The organism is Pseudonocardia sp. D17, from assembly GCF_036984265.1.
GTDB classification, from domain to species: domain Bacteria; phylum Actinomycetota; class Actinomycetes; order Mycobacteriales; family Pseudonocardiaceae; genus Pseudonocardia; species Pseudonocardia benzenivorans.
The window spans coordinates 1-13,917 of record NZ_BPRG01000057.1 but is presented as its reverse complement, the minus strand read 5'-3'; the positions used below and the strand labels follow the sequence as shown (position 1 = coordinate 13,917).

Here is a 13,917-nt window from a genome sequence, read left to right as displayed (position 1 = left end):
CAGGGGCAACGAGTCATGCCGTGGCCGGTGGCCTGCAAGCCCTCACCGGGCTTGATCAAGAAGGCTCCTCTCTAGTCAAGTCGATCTTGATCGTGTGACGGTAGAGTGGCGGCCGCGGGCCCGGGAAGTGACTTGTCCGAAGAGCCGGTGGTAGGGGTTGAGCCGGTCGCGCTGGACTCTTGAGTCGCCCCCTGGTGTCCTCCCGGGTCCGCGCCATCAACACGTTCCGCGTCGCGGCGGAGTTCGCGGTAGACCAGGTCGGACAGTCGCCGTTTCAGGCAGCGCATGGCCTCCTTGTGGCTCTTTCCCGCAGCGCGCTTTCGCTGGTAGTAGGTTCGGCCAGGCCCCTCGTGCCGGATCTGGCTGATGGCCATGACGTGCAGGCAGCAGTTGAGCTGGCGGTCCCCGGCTCGGGACAGGCGGTGGCGGACGGTGTCGCCGGAGGAGACCTCAATGGGCGCGGTGCCGGTATAGGAGGCGAAGGCTGCCGCCGAACGGAACCGGCGTACGTCCCCGACTCGAGCGAGGATCTTGCCGGCGGTCAGATCACCGAGGCCGCGAAGCTCGGTGAGTCTGCTGCCGCTGGCCGCAACGGCAGCGCTGATCTCGGTCGTCGCGGCGGCGATCCGTCGGTCCAGGTGACGGACTTCGCCGACGAGGTCGACAGCCAGGTGCTGCGTAGCATGCGCGGGCCCGGCGTGCGCGGCCGCACCGTGCGCAGCGCCCGTGCTGCGGTCTCGGCATCAAGTGAGCTAGACACTCCGCCCGGGAGCAGCTTGGCGAGTAGCGCATGAAGGCGATTGATCGTCTGGGTTCGGGGTGCGGACGATGTCGTCTCGATGCTCGACCAGGGCACGCAGGGCTGTGATCGTCTCGTCGACTGCGGCGCTGCGTAGCCCGACCGCGGTCAGCGCCGCGATACCGACCGACACCGCGTCATCGCTGTCGCTCTTGCGGCCGTGCCCGGTCGAGAGCGTGCGGACTCGAGCGGCCAGCTTCGCGGGCACATCCACCGCGTCGATACCGTCCGCCGACAAGCGGGTCGCCAGCGGGGCGCCCAGCCCGATCGCTCCCTCGATCGCCCACACCGCGTCCGGCCAGCGGGCCGCGAAGCGACGCAGCTGGCGGTAGCCCTGCTGACTCACCGGGACCCGCAGCGTCGCCAGCGGGGTCAGCCCCGCGCCGACCGCGGCCGCGGTCCATGACGCCTTATGCGGGTCGACGGCGATGACCACACGATCTTGCTGTTGCGTCGATGTGTTCGACACCCAACCTCCTCGACGATCTTCATCTGTTGTTCGACGAGGAGGGCAGACCAACTTGGGGCAGTGCAGACCTCTCTCAAGCCACTCCCGTCGGCGGCGCCGACCAGGACACAAGCCTTCTTGGAGCCAACCCCCGGAGGGCGACAGGTAACGGGCGAGCAAGCCTTGCCGGCGCCTCGGAGATCATGGCTGCAGACCTGATCTCCTGCAGAGATCCAACAAGTTGGTAACGGGGGCGACGGTGATGTCGCGAGCGGCATCGCTCATCCGCCAGAGCGGAGCCGAGCCACCGGCGGTGGCCCGGCTCCGAATCTTCACCCACCCTCGATCGCTCGCCAGGCCCGGGGCGCCCGGTTTCGGAGCCGCGGCGGGACGGGTCGTCTTCTCCCGGAGGTAGCGAAACCCGCGGCGGACCCGCGCGGGGGTCAGCCGGCCCGGTTCGGCGGGTCTCTCCCAGGGACGCCGCAGGTCGACCGCGAGGGGCCGGGCCAGACGCAGCTGGGTGTAGGCGGTGATGATCAGCCAGGTCCAGCGGTCCGCCGCGGCCGGGGTGCGGATCTTCGGGGCGGTCCAGCCGAGGGTCTGTTTGAACAGCCGGAGGGTGTGCTCGAGATCGAACCGGCGCAGGAACGACTGCCACCAGCGGTCCACGTCCGCTGCGGTGGCGTCGGTGGCCGAGGACCACAGCCACACCGGTTTCGGACGCCCACCCGGCTCCCGCAACCGGCACCGAGCCACCCGCCACGACGTCGGCAAACACGCCACCAGCACAACTACGAACAGCAGCCACGGAGGTTAAAGATCAAGCTTAGCGGCCGTGGGTGGCCGACTCAGGCGAGCTCGATCAGGATCTCCGCCAATTCCTCGGGCATGGTGATCATACAGTCGTGGCCGGTGGGCAGCTCGCGGACGTCCGCGGGCGAACCGTTGGGCTGCACGGCAGGGACGGGGCGCCGTTCGAAGCCCTCGGGTGTGACGGTGCAGTGGATGTGAGTGCGCGGAATAAGGTCCGCGGCGGGGTTGATGATCTTCACTCGCTGCCGCAGGCAGTCAACGGGCTGGTCAGATAGGGTCGACTTCAGCCACGCGATGTCCACGGGGTCGGTGACCCCGAAGAGGCCAAAGGGGGCGGGCAACTCCGGGACCGGTGGGATACGCCAGCCGCTCTCAGAGGCCAAGGCGGCGTCGACGAGGAACTGGGACACGGGCATGACATCGATCGCGTTCTCGCCGTCGCGGGGGACCATCGCGTCGAGGAAGACGATGCGGCCGATGCGTTCGGGGACACGGTCGGCCACGACGGTGACGACGAGTCCGGCGTAGCTGTGGCCCACCAGGACGACGTCGGTGAGATCCCGTTCCACGAGCAGGTCGACGACGTCCGCGACGTGGGTTTCGAGTCCCACGTCGGGGCCCGCCAGTTCGACCTTGTCCCCGTAGCCGGTAAGTGTCGGCGCTACCACGTGATGGCCAGCCCGAGCGAGCTGGGGTGTGACCCGGTCCCAGCTCTCGCCGGTGTGCCACGCGCCATGCACCAGGACGTAAGTGGACATGTCTGACCGCCTTCATATAATCCGTATAAGTACTCTTCCTGCACGATGTCCAGCCTTGAGGGGGCTATAGTCCTCCTGAAAGGATAATCCGTATACCTACGGATGGAGGTTCCGCTTTGAAGCTGCGCGACGTGAGGGACCGCAAGGACCTGGTGAAGGTGACCGACCTGAAGGAGCAGGTCATCGCCGACTTCCGCGCGAACTCGGGCTGGGTCGGCGGGCCCTACGAGGGTGCACGGATCATCCTTGTGCATGACCGGGGGGCGAAGACGGGCCAGGAGCGGGTCACACCGATGACCTACTTTCCGCAGGTGGACGGGAGCATGGTCGTGGTCGCGTCCAACCGCGGCGCCGACCGCAACCCGGCCTGGTACCACAACCTGATGGCGCACCCCCGGGTCGTGGTCGAGGTAGGCGCTGAGACGTTCGAGGTGGACGCGACGGAGATCGTCGGTGCGGCGCGGGAGGCTGTATGGGCCGCTATCGCTGCCGAGCTCCCGGCCGTGGACGACTACCGGGAGCGTGCCTCCCGCACGATCCCCCTCGTGCGGCTGGAGCGCGCCCACTGAAAGTGGGTGCACGGAGGATGCCTTGGTAGCGTGGTCATCGGGTGATGGAGGGAGGCCGTGGTGACGGTGCGCGCCGTCGATCGGTTGCCGGATGATGTTGTCGGCGCGATGCCCCTGGTGGCGATTCCCGGTTATCTGATCCGCCGCAGTCAGCGGGTCCACAACAGGTTGTGGGCTGAGCTGGTCTCGGGGGAGCTGACGGGGCCGCAGTATGCAGTCCTGTCCATTCTCGGCAGGGTCGCCGAGGCCGAGCAGCAGTGGGTCGCCGACCTGGCGTCATTGGACAAGTCCTCGGCGGCGGACGTAGTCGTCCGATTGATCCGCAAGTCGTGGATCGTCCGCGCGCGGGACCCTCGGGACAGCCGCCGGTACCTCCTTGCGCTCACCTCAGCCGCCACGCTGGCGCTGCCGACGATCACCCCGCAGTCTGCCGCTGTCCAGGATGTGTTGCTCGCCCCGGTGGCGGTGTCGCGGCGGGAGGCCTTCGAGAAGGACCTGGCCGCCGTCGCGCGGCTGGGTGAGTGCGAGCCCTACGTTCCGCGCGAGGTGGAGGTGCCGGTGCTGGCGCTGACCGCGCCGGGGCACTTGATCCGCTGCGCACAGCAGGTTCACACGGCTCTCTGGGGTGAGGCGGTCGGCGGCGTCCTCACGGGTCCGCAATATGCCGTGCTGCACGTGGTCGCCGCAAACCCCGGGATCAACCAGCGCCGCTTGGGCGAGCTAGCCGCACTGGACAAGTCCACCGCGGCCGACATCATCGGCAGGCTCGTGACGAAGGGCTGGCTCGACCGCGAGCGCGACCCTGCGGACGGGCGAGGCCGGATCCTGCGCTTGGCGGAGGAGGCGCCAGACCGGCTGGCGGACATGCACCCCCTCGTCGAGCAGGTCCAGCAGCGGCTGCTGGAGGTGCTGCCTGTCGAGCGCCGCAATGCCTTCGTCCGTGACCTGGCCAGGGTGGCGTTCGAGGGCGACCCACCCGCCGAGGCGGGCAGGTCGCCGGAGCCCGGCTCGTCAGAGGTTCTGCCGTACGAGGTCGGCGAGTAGCGCGGGCTCTGTGGCGTAGGCGAAGTGTCCCTGTCCGGGGAGGGGGATCGTGCGCATCGTCGGGAGCAGGTGCTGCAGGGCGGTGACCTCGTCGTCGGCCAGCGGGCTCTGCTCGCCGCGCAGGAACGTGACCTGGCCCGCGATGCCGTCCAGGTCTCCCGGACGCCAGGCCAGGCTGTCGACGAGCCGGAGCTCGCCGGGGAAGGCGTGCACGGTGTCGATCATGCTCTGCCAGAGCGGTGAGCCGCGCAGGGCCGAGACCGCCTCGGCCGGGACGTCGGCCAGCCGGGTCATGACGAACTCGACGGCGGCCTCCCGGTCCTCGACCAGCCGTTCAAGTTCGGGAAGGTGGCCGCGGCTGATCGGGGCGGCCGTGGCGTGTCGCGGGTCGTAGAGGATCAGCGAGCCGGTGAAGCGTTCCCGTGCGGCGAAGGCGAGCGCGCACCCGCCGCCGTGGCTGTGGCCCAGCACTGCGGTGTGCGGACCGGCGGCGGCCACCATCGCGGCGAGGTCCTCCACGTCCGCGTCGATCGCGCCGTCGGTTGGGGCCGCGGAGTTGCGCCCCAGCCCGCGCCGGTCGTAGAGGTGGACGGTGTGGGTCTCGGCGAGCTGGGTGGCGAACGGGACCCAGTCCGCGGAGGTGGCGAAAGAGCCGTGGCACACGACGACCGGTGGCCCGCTGCCCAGCTGCGTATAGGTCAGTCGGGTGCCGTCGGACGAGGTGGTGGTGTCGCGGACGGGGGAGCCGGAGGGAATCATCGTCGATCCTCGTGAGGTCAGGGGCTCAGCCCGGTTGGTGCGAGCCGGTCATCAGGGCGGCGAGATCCTCGGGATGGAGGAAGGACGGCGGCGGTGGCGGGCCCCAGCTGAAGAGGCCCCGAGCGCCCTCGAGGGTCTCCGGCGTCCACAGCTGGTCGTCGACGATGCTGTCCATGTCCGAGTAGTACTCGGAGAAGTTGCCCGCCGGGTCCTTGAGGTACCAGAAGAAGTTCGACCCCGCGTGATGGCGGCCGAGCCCCCAAACGTGTCGCTCGGGGTGGCCCTCGAGCATCGCGTGGGCACCCCGGCCGACGTCGTCGACGTCGTCGACCTGCCAGGAGCTGTGGTGGAGGAAGGTGACCGGCGCGGCGAGCACGAGAACATTGTGGTGGTCGGTGGAGCAGCGCAGGAACGCGCCGTGGTCCTTGATCTCGTCACTGACCCGGAAGCCTAGGCCCTCGGTGAAGAACCGGCGCGTGGCGACGAGGTCGGTGGAGCCGATCACGACGTGCCCGAGCTTGCGCGGGCGGACCCGCTCCTCGCGCAGCACACCTGGGGCCCGCGTGCCGACCCGCTCGATCCGGCCAGGCCCGTTGTACGGGGTCGCCGACCGGGTCGGCTGGACGATCCGCGGGGTCACCCGCACGGTCGCGCGGAACCCGGCGACGGGTTCGACCGCGGTCACCGCCTCAGGCTGGTGGTGCACGGGAATGCCGAGACGGGCGAGCCGCTGCGCCGCGGCCGCGAGGTCGTCCACATTGTCCGCCCCGATCTCCATCCCGACGAGCCGGCGGGTCGGGGTCTCAGTCAGCCTGAGCTGCCGCCCGCCGTCCTGGGTGGACAACCAGCCGTCAACCTCCGGCGTGAGCCCGAAGTCGGTGTAGTAGGCGTAGGTCCGGGCGAGGTTCGGCACGCCAACAGTGATCGAGGACAACCGGTGAAGCGCCATCCCTATCTCCCGTGACCGGACACGAGGCGGTGGCGCATCTCGCCGACGCCGCGCACGTAGCTGACGAGCTCGTCGCCCGGGGCGAGGAAGCGCTGCGGGGTGCGTCCCAGCCCGACGCCCGCCGGGGTCCCGGTGAACAGCAGATCGCCCGGGAACAGCGGGGTGACGGCCGAGAGTCGGGCGATGAGTTCGCCGACCCCGAAGACCATGTCGCGGGTGCGGCCCTTCTGCATCTGCTCCCCGTTGACGAGGCAGCCGAGTTCGAGGTCGTCCGGGTCCGCCAGCTCGTCCGCGGTGGCGAGCACCGGTCCGACGGGCCCGAAACCCGGGTAGGACTTGCCGAGGCTGAACTGCGGCGCGGGTCCGGAACGCTGCAGGTCCCGCTCGGAGATGTCCTGGCCCACGGTCACCCCGGCGACGTGGTCCCACCCCAGCTCGGCCTCGACCCGATGGGCGGGCCTCCCGATCACCACGACGAGCTCGACCTCCCAGTCCACGGACCCGGGTGGGAGCGCGATGTCGCCGGTCGGGCCGGTCAGCGAGGAGACGAACTTGGTGAACACCGTCGGGTGGTCGGGGACCGTGAACGAGGACTCGGCGGCGTGGTCGGCGTAGTTGAGCCCGATCGCGAAGACCTGTCGGGGTGCCGGTGTCGGGTTGCCGAGGGCGTTCGGGTCGAGCGGGGTCGCCCCGGAGGCGTCGAGGCCCTCGGCGACGTCGCGGAGCTCGTCCCAGCGCAGATACACCGACTGGGGATCCGCGGTGAAGCGTCCGGAGGTCGCCCGCTCGAGGTCGATCACCCCGTCGGCGGGCGTCAGCAGGCTCGCCCTGCCGTGGACGGCGGCGAAACGCATCTGTTCTCCTGTGTCGTGGGGGGAGCGGTCAGCGAACCGTCGGGAGCTGCTCGGCCAGGAACGCGAAGGTGCGGTCCCAGGCGAGCGCAGCCGCGTCGGCGTCGAACATGGTCGGTCGGGCATCGCAGGCGAAGGCGTGCCCCGCGCCGGGGTAGACGTGCTGCTCGGTCGACACCGTGACTTGTGCGAGTGCGGTGTCGAGGGCGGCGATGTGGTCGGCGGGGATGGTCGGGTCCTCGGACCCGACGTGCAGGAGTACGGGGGCGTCGAGGTGCTCGGCGCGGTCGAGGACGGCGTGCGGTCCCGACACGATGCCCGGTCCATAGAACACGACCGTGCCCGCCAGCCCCGGGATCGTCGTCGCCGCGGTGAAGGCGGCGCGGCCGCCGAAGCAGAACCCGACGACGGCGACCCGGTCGGCGGCGATCCCGTCGCGGGTCGCGAGGTCCTCCACGACGGCGCGGACGTCGACGGTGATCGGCTCGGGCCCGATCGCACCGATCAGCGGCATCGCCTCGGCGTGCTGGTCGTAGCGCAGAGCGCCGGTGCCGGTGCGGTGGAACAGGTCGGGGGCGCAGGCGAGGTAGCCGTGCTCGGCGATGCGCCGGGTGACCGCCTGGATGTGCTCGTTGACCCCGAACGCCTCCTGCAGCACGATCAACGCGGCCGTCGGCGTACCTGTGGGTCGAGCCCGGTACACCGACATCGGGCCGTCGGCGGTGTCGATCGAGCCCCACGCGGTGGTCGGTGCCTGCTGGGTCTCGCTCATCGTTCCTTCTCGTCGTCGATCACGGTCAGTTCCCGCTCCCTGGTCCCGAGCCGTCGGGCTCCGTCGTGGGTCACGACGATGGTGTCGCCCCAGGTCACGTCGTACTGGTAGGCGAAGGCGGAGGGCGCCTCCGGCAGTTGGAGGAAAGGCTTGAGGACGAAGGTGGTGTTGGGCAGGATCGGCTGCTCGGGCACGTGGGTCTCGTCCAGCCCGGGCACGAACAGCGGGCCGTCGTTGCCGAGCCCGCGGCCGTGCATGAGGGGGAACATCCGCCCGTCGGTGGTGCCGACCGCCGCGTCGACCGCGGCGATCACGTCGCCCCACCGCGCGCCGGGCCGGAACGCGGCGAGGGCGGCGTCGAAGGCCACGGCGTTGCGGGCGAAGACCTCTGCGGCCCGCGCGGTGGGCTTGCCGATCACCATGGGTTGGGCGACCTGCGCCTGGTAGCCGCGGATCTCGGGCATGAGCTCGGTGGAGACGTGGGTGCCGGGGGTCAGCAAGCCGGGTGGGGTCGTGACGTACCGGTGTCGCGTCGCGCCCCAGGCTCCGGGGACCCAGGCCACCTGGAGGGCGTCGGCGCCGGCCCGGACCTGGGCCAGCAGCATCTGTCCGAACACCTCGGCCTGGGACATCCCGACGCGAGCCGTCTCGGCCATCGCCGCCGCCGCGGCCTCGCCGACCCGGACGCTCGCCGCCAGTCGGGTCACCTCCTCGTCGCCCTTCACGTAGCGGGCCAGGCCGAGCAGAGGCGTTCCGTCGACGACGTGCTCGGGGCCGACCGCCTCGGCGATCCGGCGCACGGTGGTGTGCAGGGCATAGCCGTCGGGCTGGCGCACCGAGGACAGCGCGTCACCGCTCAGCCCGCTGACCGCCGTACGCCTGCCGACCAGCCCGCGCGCGCGCAGCAGCTCGGCGGTGACCCGGCCGTACTCGACGGCGCTCGACCCGCCCTTTGTGGCGCTCACCCGGTCCTCGACCCACTGCGGCTGCTCCGCGGCGAAGTCGCTCTGCGGCCCGCCGAGGATCAGGACCGGGTCGCCCTCGCGAGGGAAGATCGTCACCCCGGCCGTGTCCGCGATGTACAACGAGTCCGATGTGATCGACTCCGGCAGGACGATCAGCAGCTCGACGTCCGCGTCACCCATGAGCTCGCGCAGCCTCGCCCACCGCCGGTCCCGTTCGGCGAGTGAGAACATCGGCTCGTGGATCGGGGGAGGGACCCCCAGGGCGCCCTGCACGCCGCGCAGTCCTTGCATCGTCGCCTCCTGCGGGTCAGGTGATGTAGTCCGTGTACGGACTCCACGACCCTAGGGCGCTGGAGACGAGGCCGTCAACCGGCCCTTGCATAGGATCAGGAACGATGCGTACCCTCTCGTCTCAGTTAGTCCGTGTACCTACGGAATCGGTCGATGCGACGGAGATGACGCGTGAAGGCCAGTACGGTGCCGACCCTGGTCGTCGGTGGGGGGATCGGCGGGCTCGCCACGGCGCTGTCGATCGCGCGGACGGGGCGACCGGTCCACCTCCTGGAGCGTGCCGCGGAGTTCGGCGAGATCGGCGCGGGCCTGCAGTTCGGCCCCAATGCGAGCCGCGCGCTGGACGCTCTCGGAGTCCTGCCCGACGTGCTGCCCACCGCGGTGAAGCCGGAGCGCGCGGTCCTGCGCGACGCCGTCGGCGGGGGCGTCCTAACCACTCTCGAGCTGGGCGAGACGTTCCGTCGGCGCTACGGCTATCCGTATCTCGTCCTGCACCGCGGTGACCTGCTCGACGTGCTGCTGGCGCACTGCCGGGCGCACGAGCTGATCACGCTCGAGAGCGGCCGAAGCGTCGTCGACGCCGAGGTGCGGGCGGACGGAGCCGCGGTGACCTGCGCAGACGGGAACCGATACGACGCCGAGGCGTTGGTCGCCGCGGACGGGCTGCATTCGGTCCTGCGCGGTCAGGTCGTCGAGGACGAGGTGGTCAACAGCGGGTACGCGGCGTACCGGGGCGCCGTGCCGGTCGAGGCGGTCCCGCACCTCGTGGCCGCGGACGACGTCGTGCTCTGGGTCGGTCCCGGGGTGCACCTCATGCAGTACCCGATGCGCCGCGGCGAGCTTTACAACGAGGTGGCGGTGTTCCGCAGCGAGCACTTCCGCGCGGGCCGTACCGAACCGGGGGAGTGGGGTGGGCCGGAGGAGCTCGACGACGCCTTCGCCGCCATGTGCGACCCCGTGTGCGAGGCGGTGGCGCGGATCGACCGGAGCCGGTTCTGGCCGATGTTCGACCGGGGCCCGGCGCCGACCTGGGTCCGCGACCGGCTGGTGCTCGTCGGCGATGCTGCGCACCCGATGCTGCAGTACCTCGGGCAGGGTGCCTGCCAGGCCCTCGAGGACGCAGTCGAGCTCGGCTACCGCGTGCAGAGCGCCCGACAGGACGTCGATCAGGCCTACCGCGAGTTCGAGGCCGTCCGACTGCCCAGGGCCTCGCGCTGCCAGACCACCGCGCGTCCGTGGGGGGAGCTGTGGCACACCGACGACCCGCTGCTGCTGGCGGTGCGCAACCGGCTGTTCGCCGGCCGGGCGGCGGACGACTACCGCGAGCTGGACTGGCTCTACGCGCCGGCCGCGCTCGGCACCGCGGCCCCCTCCCTCACCGCGGCCTGACGCGATGACCGACCCGCTGCTCGATCCGCGACTGCCCGACCAGCGCCCCCTGGCCGCGGAGGCCGAGGCGGTCCGCACGGTGGTGCTCGCCGAGCGCACGGCCAAGGACCTCGGCCGGTGGGAGGTGATGGCCGCGCTGTTCGTCCCCGACTCCCGCGTGGCCGTGTCCTGGTTCCATGGCAGCGGAGCGGACTTCGTGGCCGGTGCCCGGGCCCGCAGCGCCCGCGGGGGCAGCCCCTCGTTCCACGAGATCGGCGCGGTCTCCGTGCTGGTCCGCGAGGACCGAGCTCTCGCAGACGCCGGCTGCGCGGTGCACGTCCGCGGTGCGCTCGACGGCGTGGTCGTGGATGTGGTGAGCCGAGGACGGCTCACCTGGCGGGTGGTGCGGCAGCACGACGGCTGGCGCATCGCCGGCATGGACATGATCTACCTGCGGGACGCGATCACCCCCGTCGAGCCGGGTGCGGCGCTGCGGCTGCCCGACCCGGCGCCCGGGGACCGCGAGGCCTATCGGCATCTCGGGCTGCTGCTGTCCGCCGCGGGCCAGACGATCTCCGCGGACCTGCCCGGTACGGACCGGCCCGAGTCGATCGAGGCGCTGCTCGCCGAGCAGCGGCACTGGTTCTTCTCCTGAGACCTGGAGGCTCGATGGCCCCGCCCGACCCGCTGCCCGTGCCCGACCCGACCGCGCCCGACCCGATCGCCACCGACGTCGAGGACGGCTTCACCCTCGTCGCCGCGGGGGACGTGCTCGCCCCGTCCGGGCTCGCAGTGCACGACCGCAACCGCGATCTCGTCGCGCTGTTCCGCGCGGGGGACGTCACGGTGGCGAACTTCGAGGCGCCCGCGGTGGACCTGCGCGAGACCGGACACGAGCCGGTCAGTGGTGGCCCGGGCTGGCCGCTGGTCCGAGTGCCCCCGGAGCTCCCGCAGTCGTTGCGGGACTGGGGGTTCGACATGGTCGGCCTGGCCAACAACCACATGGTCGACTGGGGACCCCGCGGCGCCCGGCAGACCGTACGCCTGCTCGACGAGGCCGGCATCGCCTCGGCGGGCTACGGCGAGACCCGGGCGGCGGCCCGTGCCCCGGTGGTCCTGCCGACGCCCAAGGGTCGGGTCGCACTCCTCTCGGTCACCGCCAGCTTCCGCGAGAGCAGCGCCGCCATGGACGCATTCGGCGTCACCCCCTCGGTGCCCGGTCTCAGCGTGTTGCGCGCCCGACCGGTCGACGTGGTGACCCGCGCGCAGTTCGAGGTCCTGCGCGAGATCGACGCCCAGCACAACACCAACGGGAATCGCTTCGCCCCACCCACGGGTGGCGACGACCTGGTGTACCGGGGCACGAGGTTCCGGGCGGGCGAGGAACCCGGCACCGTCTACGACGTCGACGCGGTCGACGAGGCCGACCTGCTGCGGAACATTCGCGAGGCCAAGCAGCGCACGGGCTTCGTCGTGGTGTCGGTGCACAATCACGAGGAGCCGGGAGCCCCGGTCCCGCCGCTGCAGGACGAGGGGAGCGCGTGGCCGACCGGGATGCCCCCGGACTTCCTGCAGCGCTTCGCGCGGGCGGCGATCGACCACGGCGCGGACGTCATCGTCGGCCACGGCCCGCACGTCCTGCTGGGTATCGAGGTCTACCGCGGCCGGCCGATCTACTACTCCCTCGGCGACCTCTTCGGAGCCGTGGAGCAGGTCGATCTAGTCACCGACGCCGCCCCCGTCGGCTTCGACGCCGCCCGCGAGACCGTCGCGGACTACTACGAGCGCTGGTGGACCTACTACGCGCGCGACCGCACGCTCTACCACTCGCTCGTCACGGAGTCGGTGTTCCGCGACAATCGGCTCGCCGAGATCCGCCTCCACCCGGTCGACCTCGGCGCCGACCGACGCCTGGCCGACCGCGGCTTCCCGGAGACGCCGTCGCCGGAGCTGGCCACCGCCATCCTGACGCGGCTCCAGCGGCTGTCCGAGCCGTTCGGCACGAAGATCACGGTCGACGGTGGGGTAGGCCGGATCCACCTCGCCGGCTCCTAGCACTCCCCATTCCCCACGATGCTCACAGGAGAGGTCGTCATGACCACAGCAGGCGCGCCGATGACCGCCGCGCAGAGACGCAACGCCCGGACCGCGGCGGCGTCGGGCTTCTTCGGCACGACACTCGAGTACTACGACTTCCTCATCTTCGGCACCGCCGCGGCGCTGTTCTTCGGGAAGGTGTTCTTTCCCGACCCCTCCGTGGGGACGCTGCTCGCGCTGAGCACCTTCGCGGTCGCCTACGTCGCGCGGCCCTTCGGCGCGATCGTGTGGGGCCACCTCGGAGACCGCATCGGGCGCAAGCGGGTGCTGCTCGCGATCCTGCTGACGATGGGGGTCGCGACCTTCCTCGTCGGGTGCATCCCCGGCTACGAGACCATCGGCCCGGCGGCCCCGATCATCCTCGTCGCACTCCGCGTCGTGCAGGGCCTCTCCGCAGGCGGGGAGCAGGCCGGATCGGCACTGCTCGCGCTGGAGCACGCGCCCGACCACAAGCGCGCCTTCTACACCAGCTGGACCCAGTCCGGGTCGCAGTTCGGGAACTTCCTCGCCAGCGTGGTCTTCCTACCGCTCGTGGCATTCCTCCCAGCCGACGCCATGCTCGCGTGGGGCTGGCGGATCCCCTTCTGGGCGAGCGCCCTGGTGATCCTGCTGACCTTCGTGCTGCGCCGCAAGCTCGCCGAGACCGAGACCTACGAGGAGCTCAAGCGTGAGGGGCTTGCCACCAAGGTCCCGCTGGCCGAGGTGCTGCGCGTGCACTGGCGAGCCGTTCTGCGGATCATCGTCGCCTCGTTCTGCCTGGCCCCGGCCGCGCTGGTCTACCTGTTCGGCCTCTCCTACGGCGTCACCGTCCAGGGGCTCGACCGCTCCGCGATGCTGACCCTGATCGCCGGTGCCAGCCTGTCGCTCGCGATCACCCAGCCCCTGTTCGCGATCCTGTCCGACCGCCTCGGCCGCAAGCCGGTGTTCGTCGTCGGCGCCGTGGGCTGCGCGGCACTGATCCCGGTCTGGGTCAGCGGGCTGCACTCCGGGAACTGGGTTCTGCTCTACGCCTCCGGATTCGGCATCATGGCCGTCTTCCTGTCCATGGTGTGCGGCGCCCTGCTGGCGACGTTCCTCGAGCTGTTCCCGGCGCACGTCCGGTTCACCGGGGCGGCGGTGAGTTTCATGCTCGGCATCGTCCTCACCGGGTTCCTGCCGACCATCGCCCAGTCCTTCGTGCACACCGACCCGGACAACTGGGCGCCCGTCGCCTGGTTCTTCGCCGGTCTGATGGTCCTCGCCGCGATCGCCGTGCTGACCGGGCCCGAGAACTACCGGGTGCCGACCGCGCAGCTCGGTGCACCGCGGGGCGCCACCCGGCCCGCGGTGGAGGAGCCCGGCCCCGACATCCTCGCCCCACCCGTAGGAGACCGATGAGACATCCTCTGTCAACCTTCGGGTCAGGCTGCTCGTCCGAGGGCTCGGTTGCGGTTG

At 70.9% G+C, this 13,917-nt stretch carries 15 protein-coding genes; 6 read left to right on the top strand and 9 right to left on the bottom strand.

The window, feature by feature from the left end; all coding sequences use genetic code 11:
- Positions 1-71: 71 nt before the first annotated feature.
- The 4 genes from PSD17_RS35360 to PSD17_RS12410 all read right to left on the bottom strand — a co-directional run bounded on the left by PSD17_RS35360 (position 72) and on the right by PSD17_RS12410 (position 2,818).
- On the bottom strand, positions 72-530 hold the full coding sequence (locus PSD17_RS35360; protein WP_445261007.1) for a transposase: 459 nt from the start codon (positions 528-530) through the stop codon (positions 72-74).
- A gap of 222 nt (positions 531-752) precedes the next feature.
- Complete coding sequence (locus PSD17_RS12420; protein WP_339122727.1) at positions 753-1,268, bottom strand: IS110 family transposase; 516 nt, start codon at positions 1,266-1,268, stop codon at positions 753-755.
- Positions 1,269-1,448: 180 nt separating this feature from the next.
- Positions 1,449-1,916 carry a hypothetical protein gene (locus PSD17_RS12415; protein ID WP_339122726.1) on the bottom strand — a complete coding sequence of 156 codons (468 nt, stop codon included), beginning with the start codon at positions 1,914-1,916 and terminating at the stop codon, positions 1,449-1,451.
- A gap of 179 nt (positions 1,917-2,095) precedes the next feature.
- Complete coding sequence (locus tag PSD17_RS12410) at positions 2,096-2,818, bottom strand: alpha/beta fold hydrolase (RefSeq protein WP_103384489.1); 723 nt, start codon at positions 2,816-2,818, stop codon at positions 2,096-2,098.
- Positions 2,819-2,949: 131 nt separating this feature from the next.
- Between PSD17_RS12410 and PSD17_RS12405 the strand changes: the two genes are divergently transcribed.
- Positions 2,950-3,387, top strand: coding sequence for a nitroreductase/quinone reductase family protein (locus tag PSD17_RS12405; RefSeq protein WP_339122725.1), 438 nt, complete (start codon positions 2,950-2,952; stop codon positions 3,385-3,387).
- A gap of 60 nt (positions 3,388-3,447) precedes the next feature.
- Positions 3,448-4,431 (top strand): MarR family winged helix-turn-helix transcriptional regulator, encoded by a 984-nt coding sequence (locus PSD17_RS12400; protein WP_339122724.1) that lies wholly within the window; start codon positions 3,448-3,450, stop codon positions 4,429-4,431.
- On the opposite strand, the gene PSD17_RS12395 is transcribed toward PSD17_RS12400, so the two are convergent.
- From PSD17_RS12395 to PSD17_RS12375, 5 genes are read right to left on the bottom strand one after another with little or no spacing between them, the layout of a single operon-like run.
- On the bottom strand, positions 4,399-5,190 hold the full coding sequence (locus PSD17_RS12395) for an alpha/beta fold hydrolase (RefSeq protein WP_339122723.1): 792 nt from the start codon (positions 5,188-5,190) through the stop codon (positions 4,399-4,401). The genes PSD17_RS12400 and PSD17_RS12395 overlap by 33 nt on opposite strands.
- Positions 5,191-5,215: 25 nt before the next feature.
- Entirely contained in the window at positions 5,216-6,139 is a 924-nt protein-coding gene (locus tag PSD17_RS12390) for a VOC family protein (protein ID WP_103384486.1), read from the bottom strand.
- A gap of 2 nt (positions 6,140-6,141) precedes the next feature.
- The gene (locus PSD17_RS12385; protein WP_339122722.1) at positions 6,142-6,993 is read right to left on the bottom strand and encodes a fumarylacetoacetate hydrolase family protein; all 852 of its coding nucleotides are present in this window, start codon (positions 6,991-6,993) and stop codon (positions 6,142-6,144) included.
- Positions 6,994-7,021: 28 nt separating this feature from the next.
- Positions 7,022-7,762: a dienelactone hydrolase family protein gene (locus PSD17_RS12380; RefSeq protein ID WP_339122721.1), complete on the bottom strand. Its 741-nt coding sequence runs from the start codon at positions 7,760-7,762 to the stop codon at positions 7,022-7,024.
- Entirely contained in the window at positions 7,759-9,018 is a 1,260-nt protein-coding gene (locus PSD17_RS12375; RefSeq protein ID WP_339122720.1) for a M24 family metallopeptidase, read from the bottom strand. Before PSD17_RS12375 ends, PSD17_RS12380 begins: the two co-directional genes overlap by 4 nt.
- Before the next feature lie 171 nt (positions 9,019-9,189).
- Here PSD17_RS12375 and PSD17_RS12370 point away from each other — a divergent pair, with 171 nt between their 5' ends.
- The 4 genes from PSD17_RS12370 to PSD17_RS12355 are packed head-to-tail and all read left to right on the top strand — an operon-like array spanning position 9,190 to position 13,860.
- The gene (locus tag PSD17_RS12370; RefSeq protein WP_103383765.1) at positions 9,190-10,407 is read left to right on the top strand and encodes an FAD-dependent monooxygenase; all 1,218 of its coding nucleotides are present in this window, start codon (positions 9,190-9,192) and stop codon (positions 10,405-10,407) included.
- 4 nt (positions 10,408-10,411) lie between these two features.
- A complete protein-coding gene (locus PSD17_RS12365; protein ID WP_339122719.1) occupies positions 10,412-11,041 on the top strand; it encodes a nuclear transport factor 2 family protein in 630 nt (209 codons plus the stop codon).
- Between the two features lie 14 nt (positions 11,042-11,055).
- Positions 11,056-12,441 (top strand): CapA family protein, encoded by a 1,386-nt coding sequence (locus PSD17_RS12360; RefSeq protein ID WP_339122718.1) that lies wholly within the window; start codon positions 11,056-11,058, stop codon positions 12,439-12,441.
- A 39-nt stretch (positions 12,442-12,480) separates the two neighbouring features.
- Positions 12,481-13,860 (top strand): MFS transporter, encoded by a 1,380-nt coding sequence (locus PSD17_RS12355; protein ID WP_339122717.1) that lies wholly within the window; start codon positions 12,481-12,483, stop codon positions 13,858-13,860.
- The last annotated feature ends 57 nt before the right edge of the window (positions 13,861-13,917 follow it).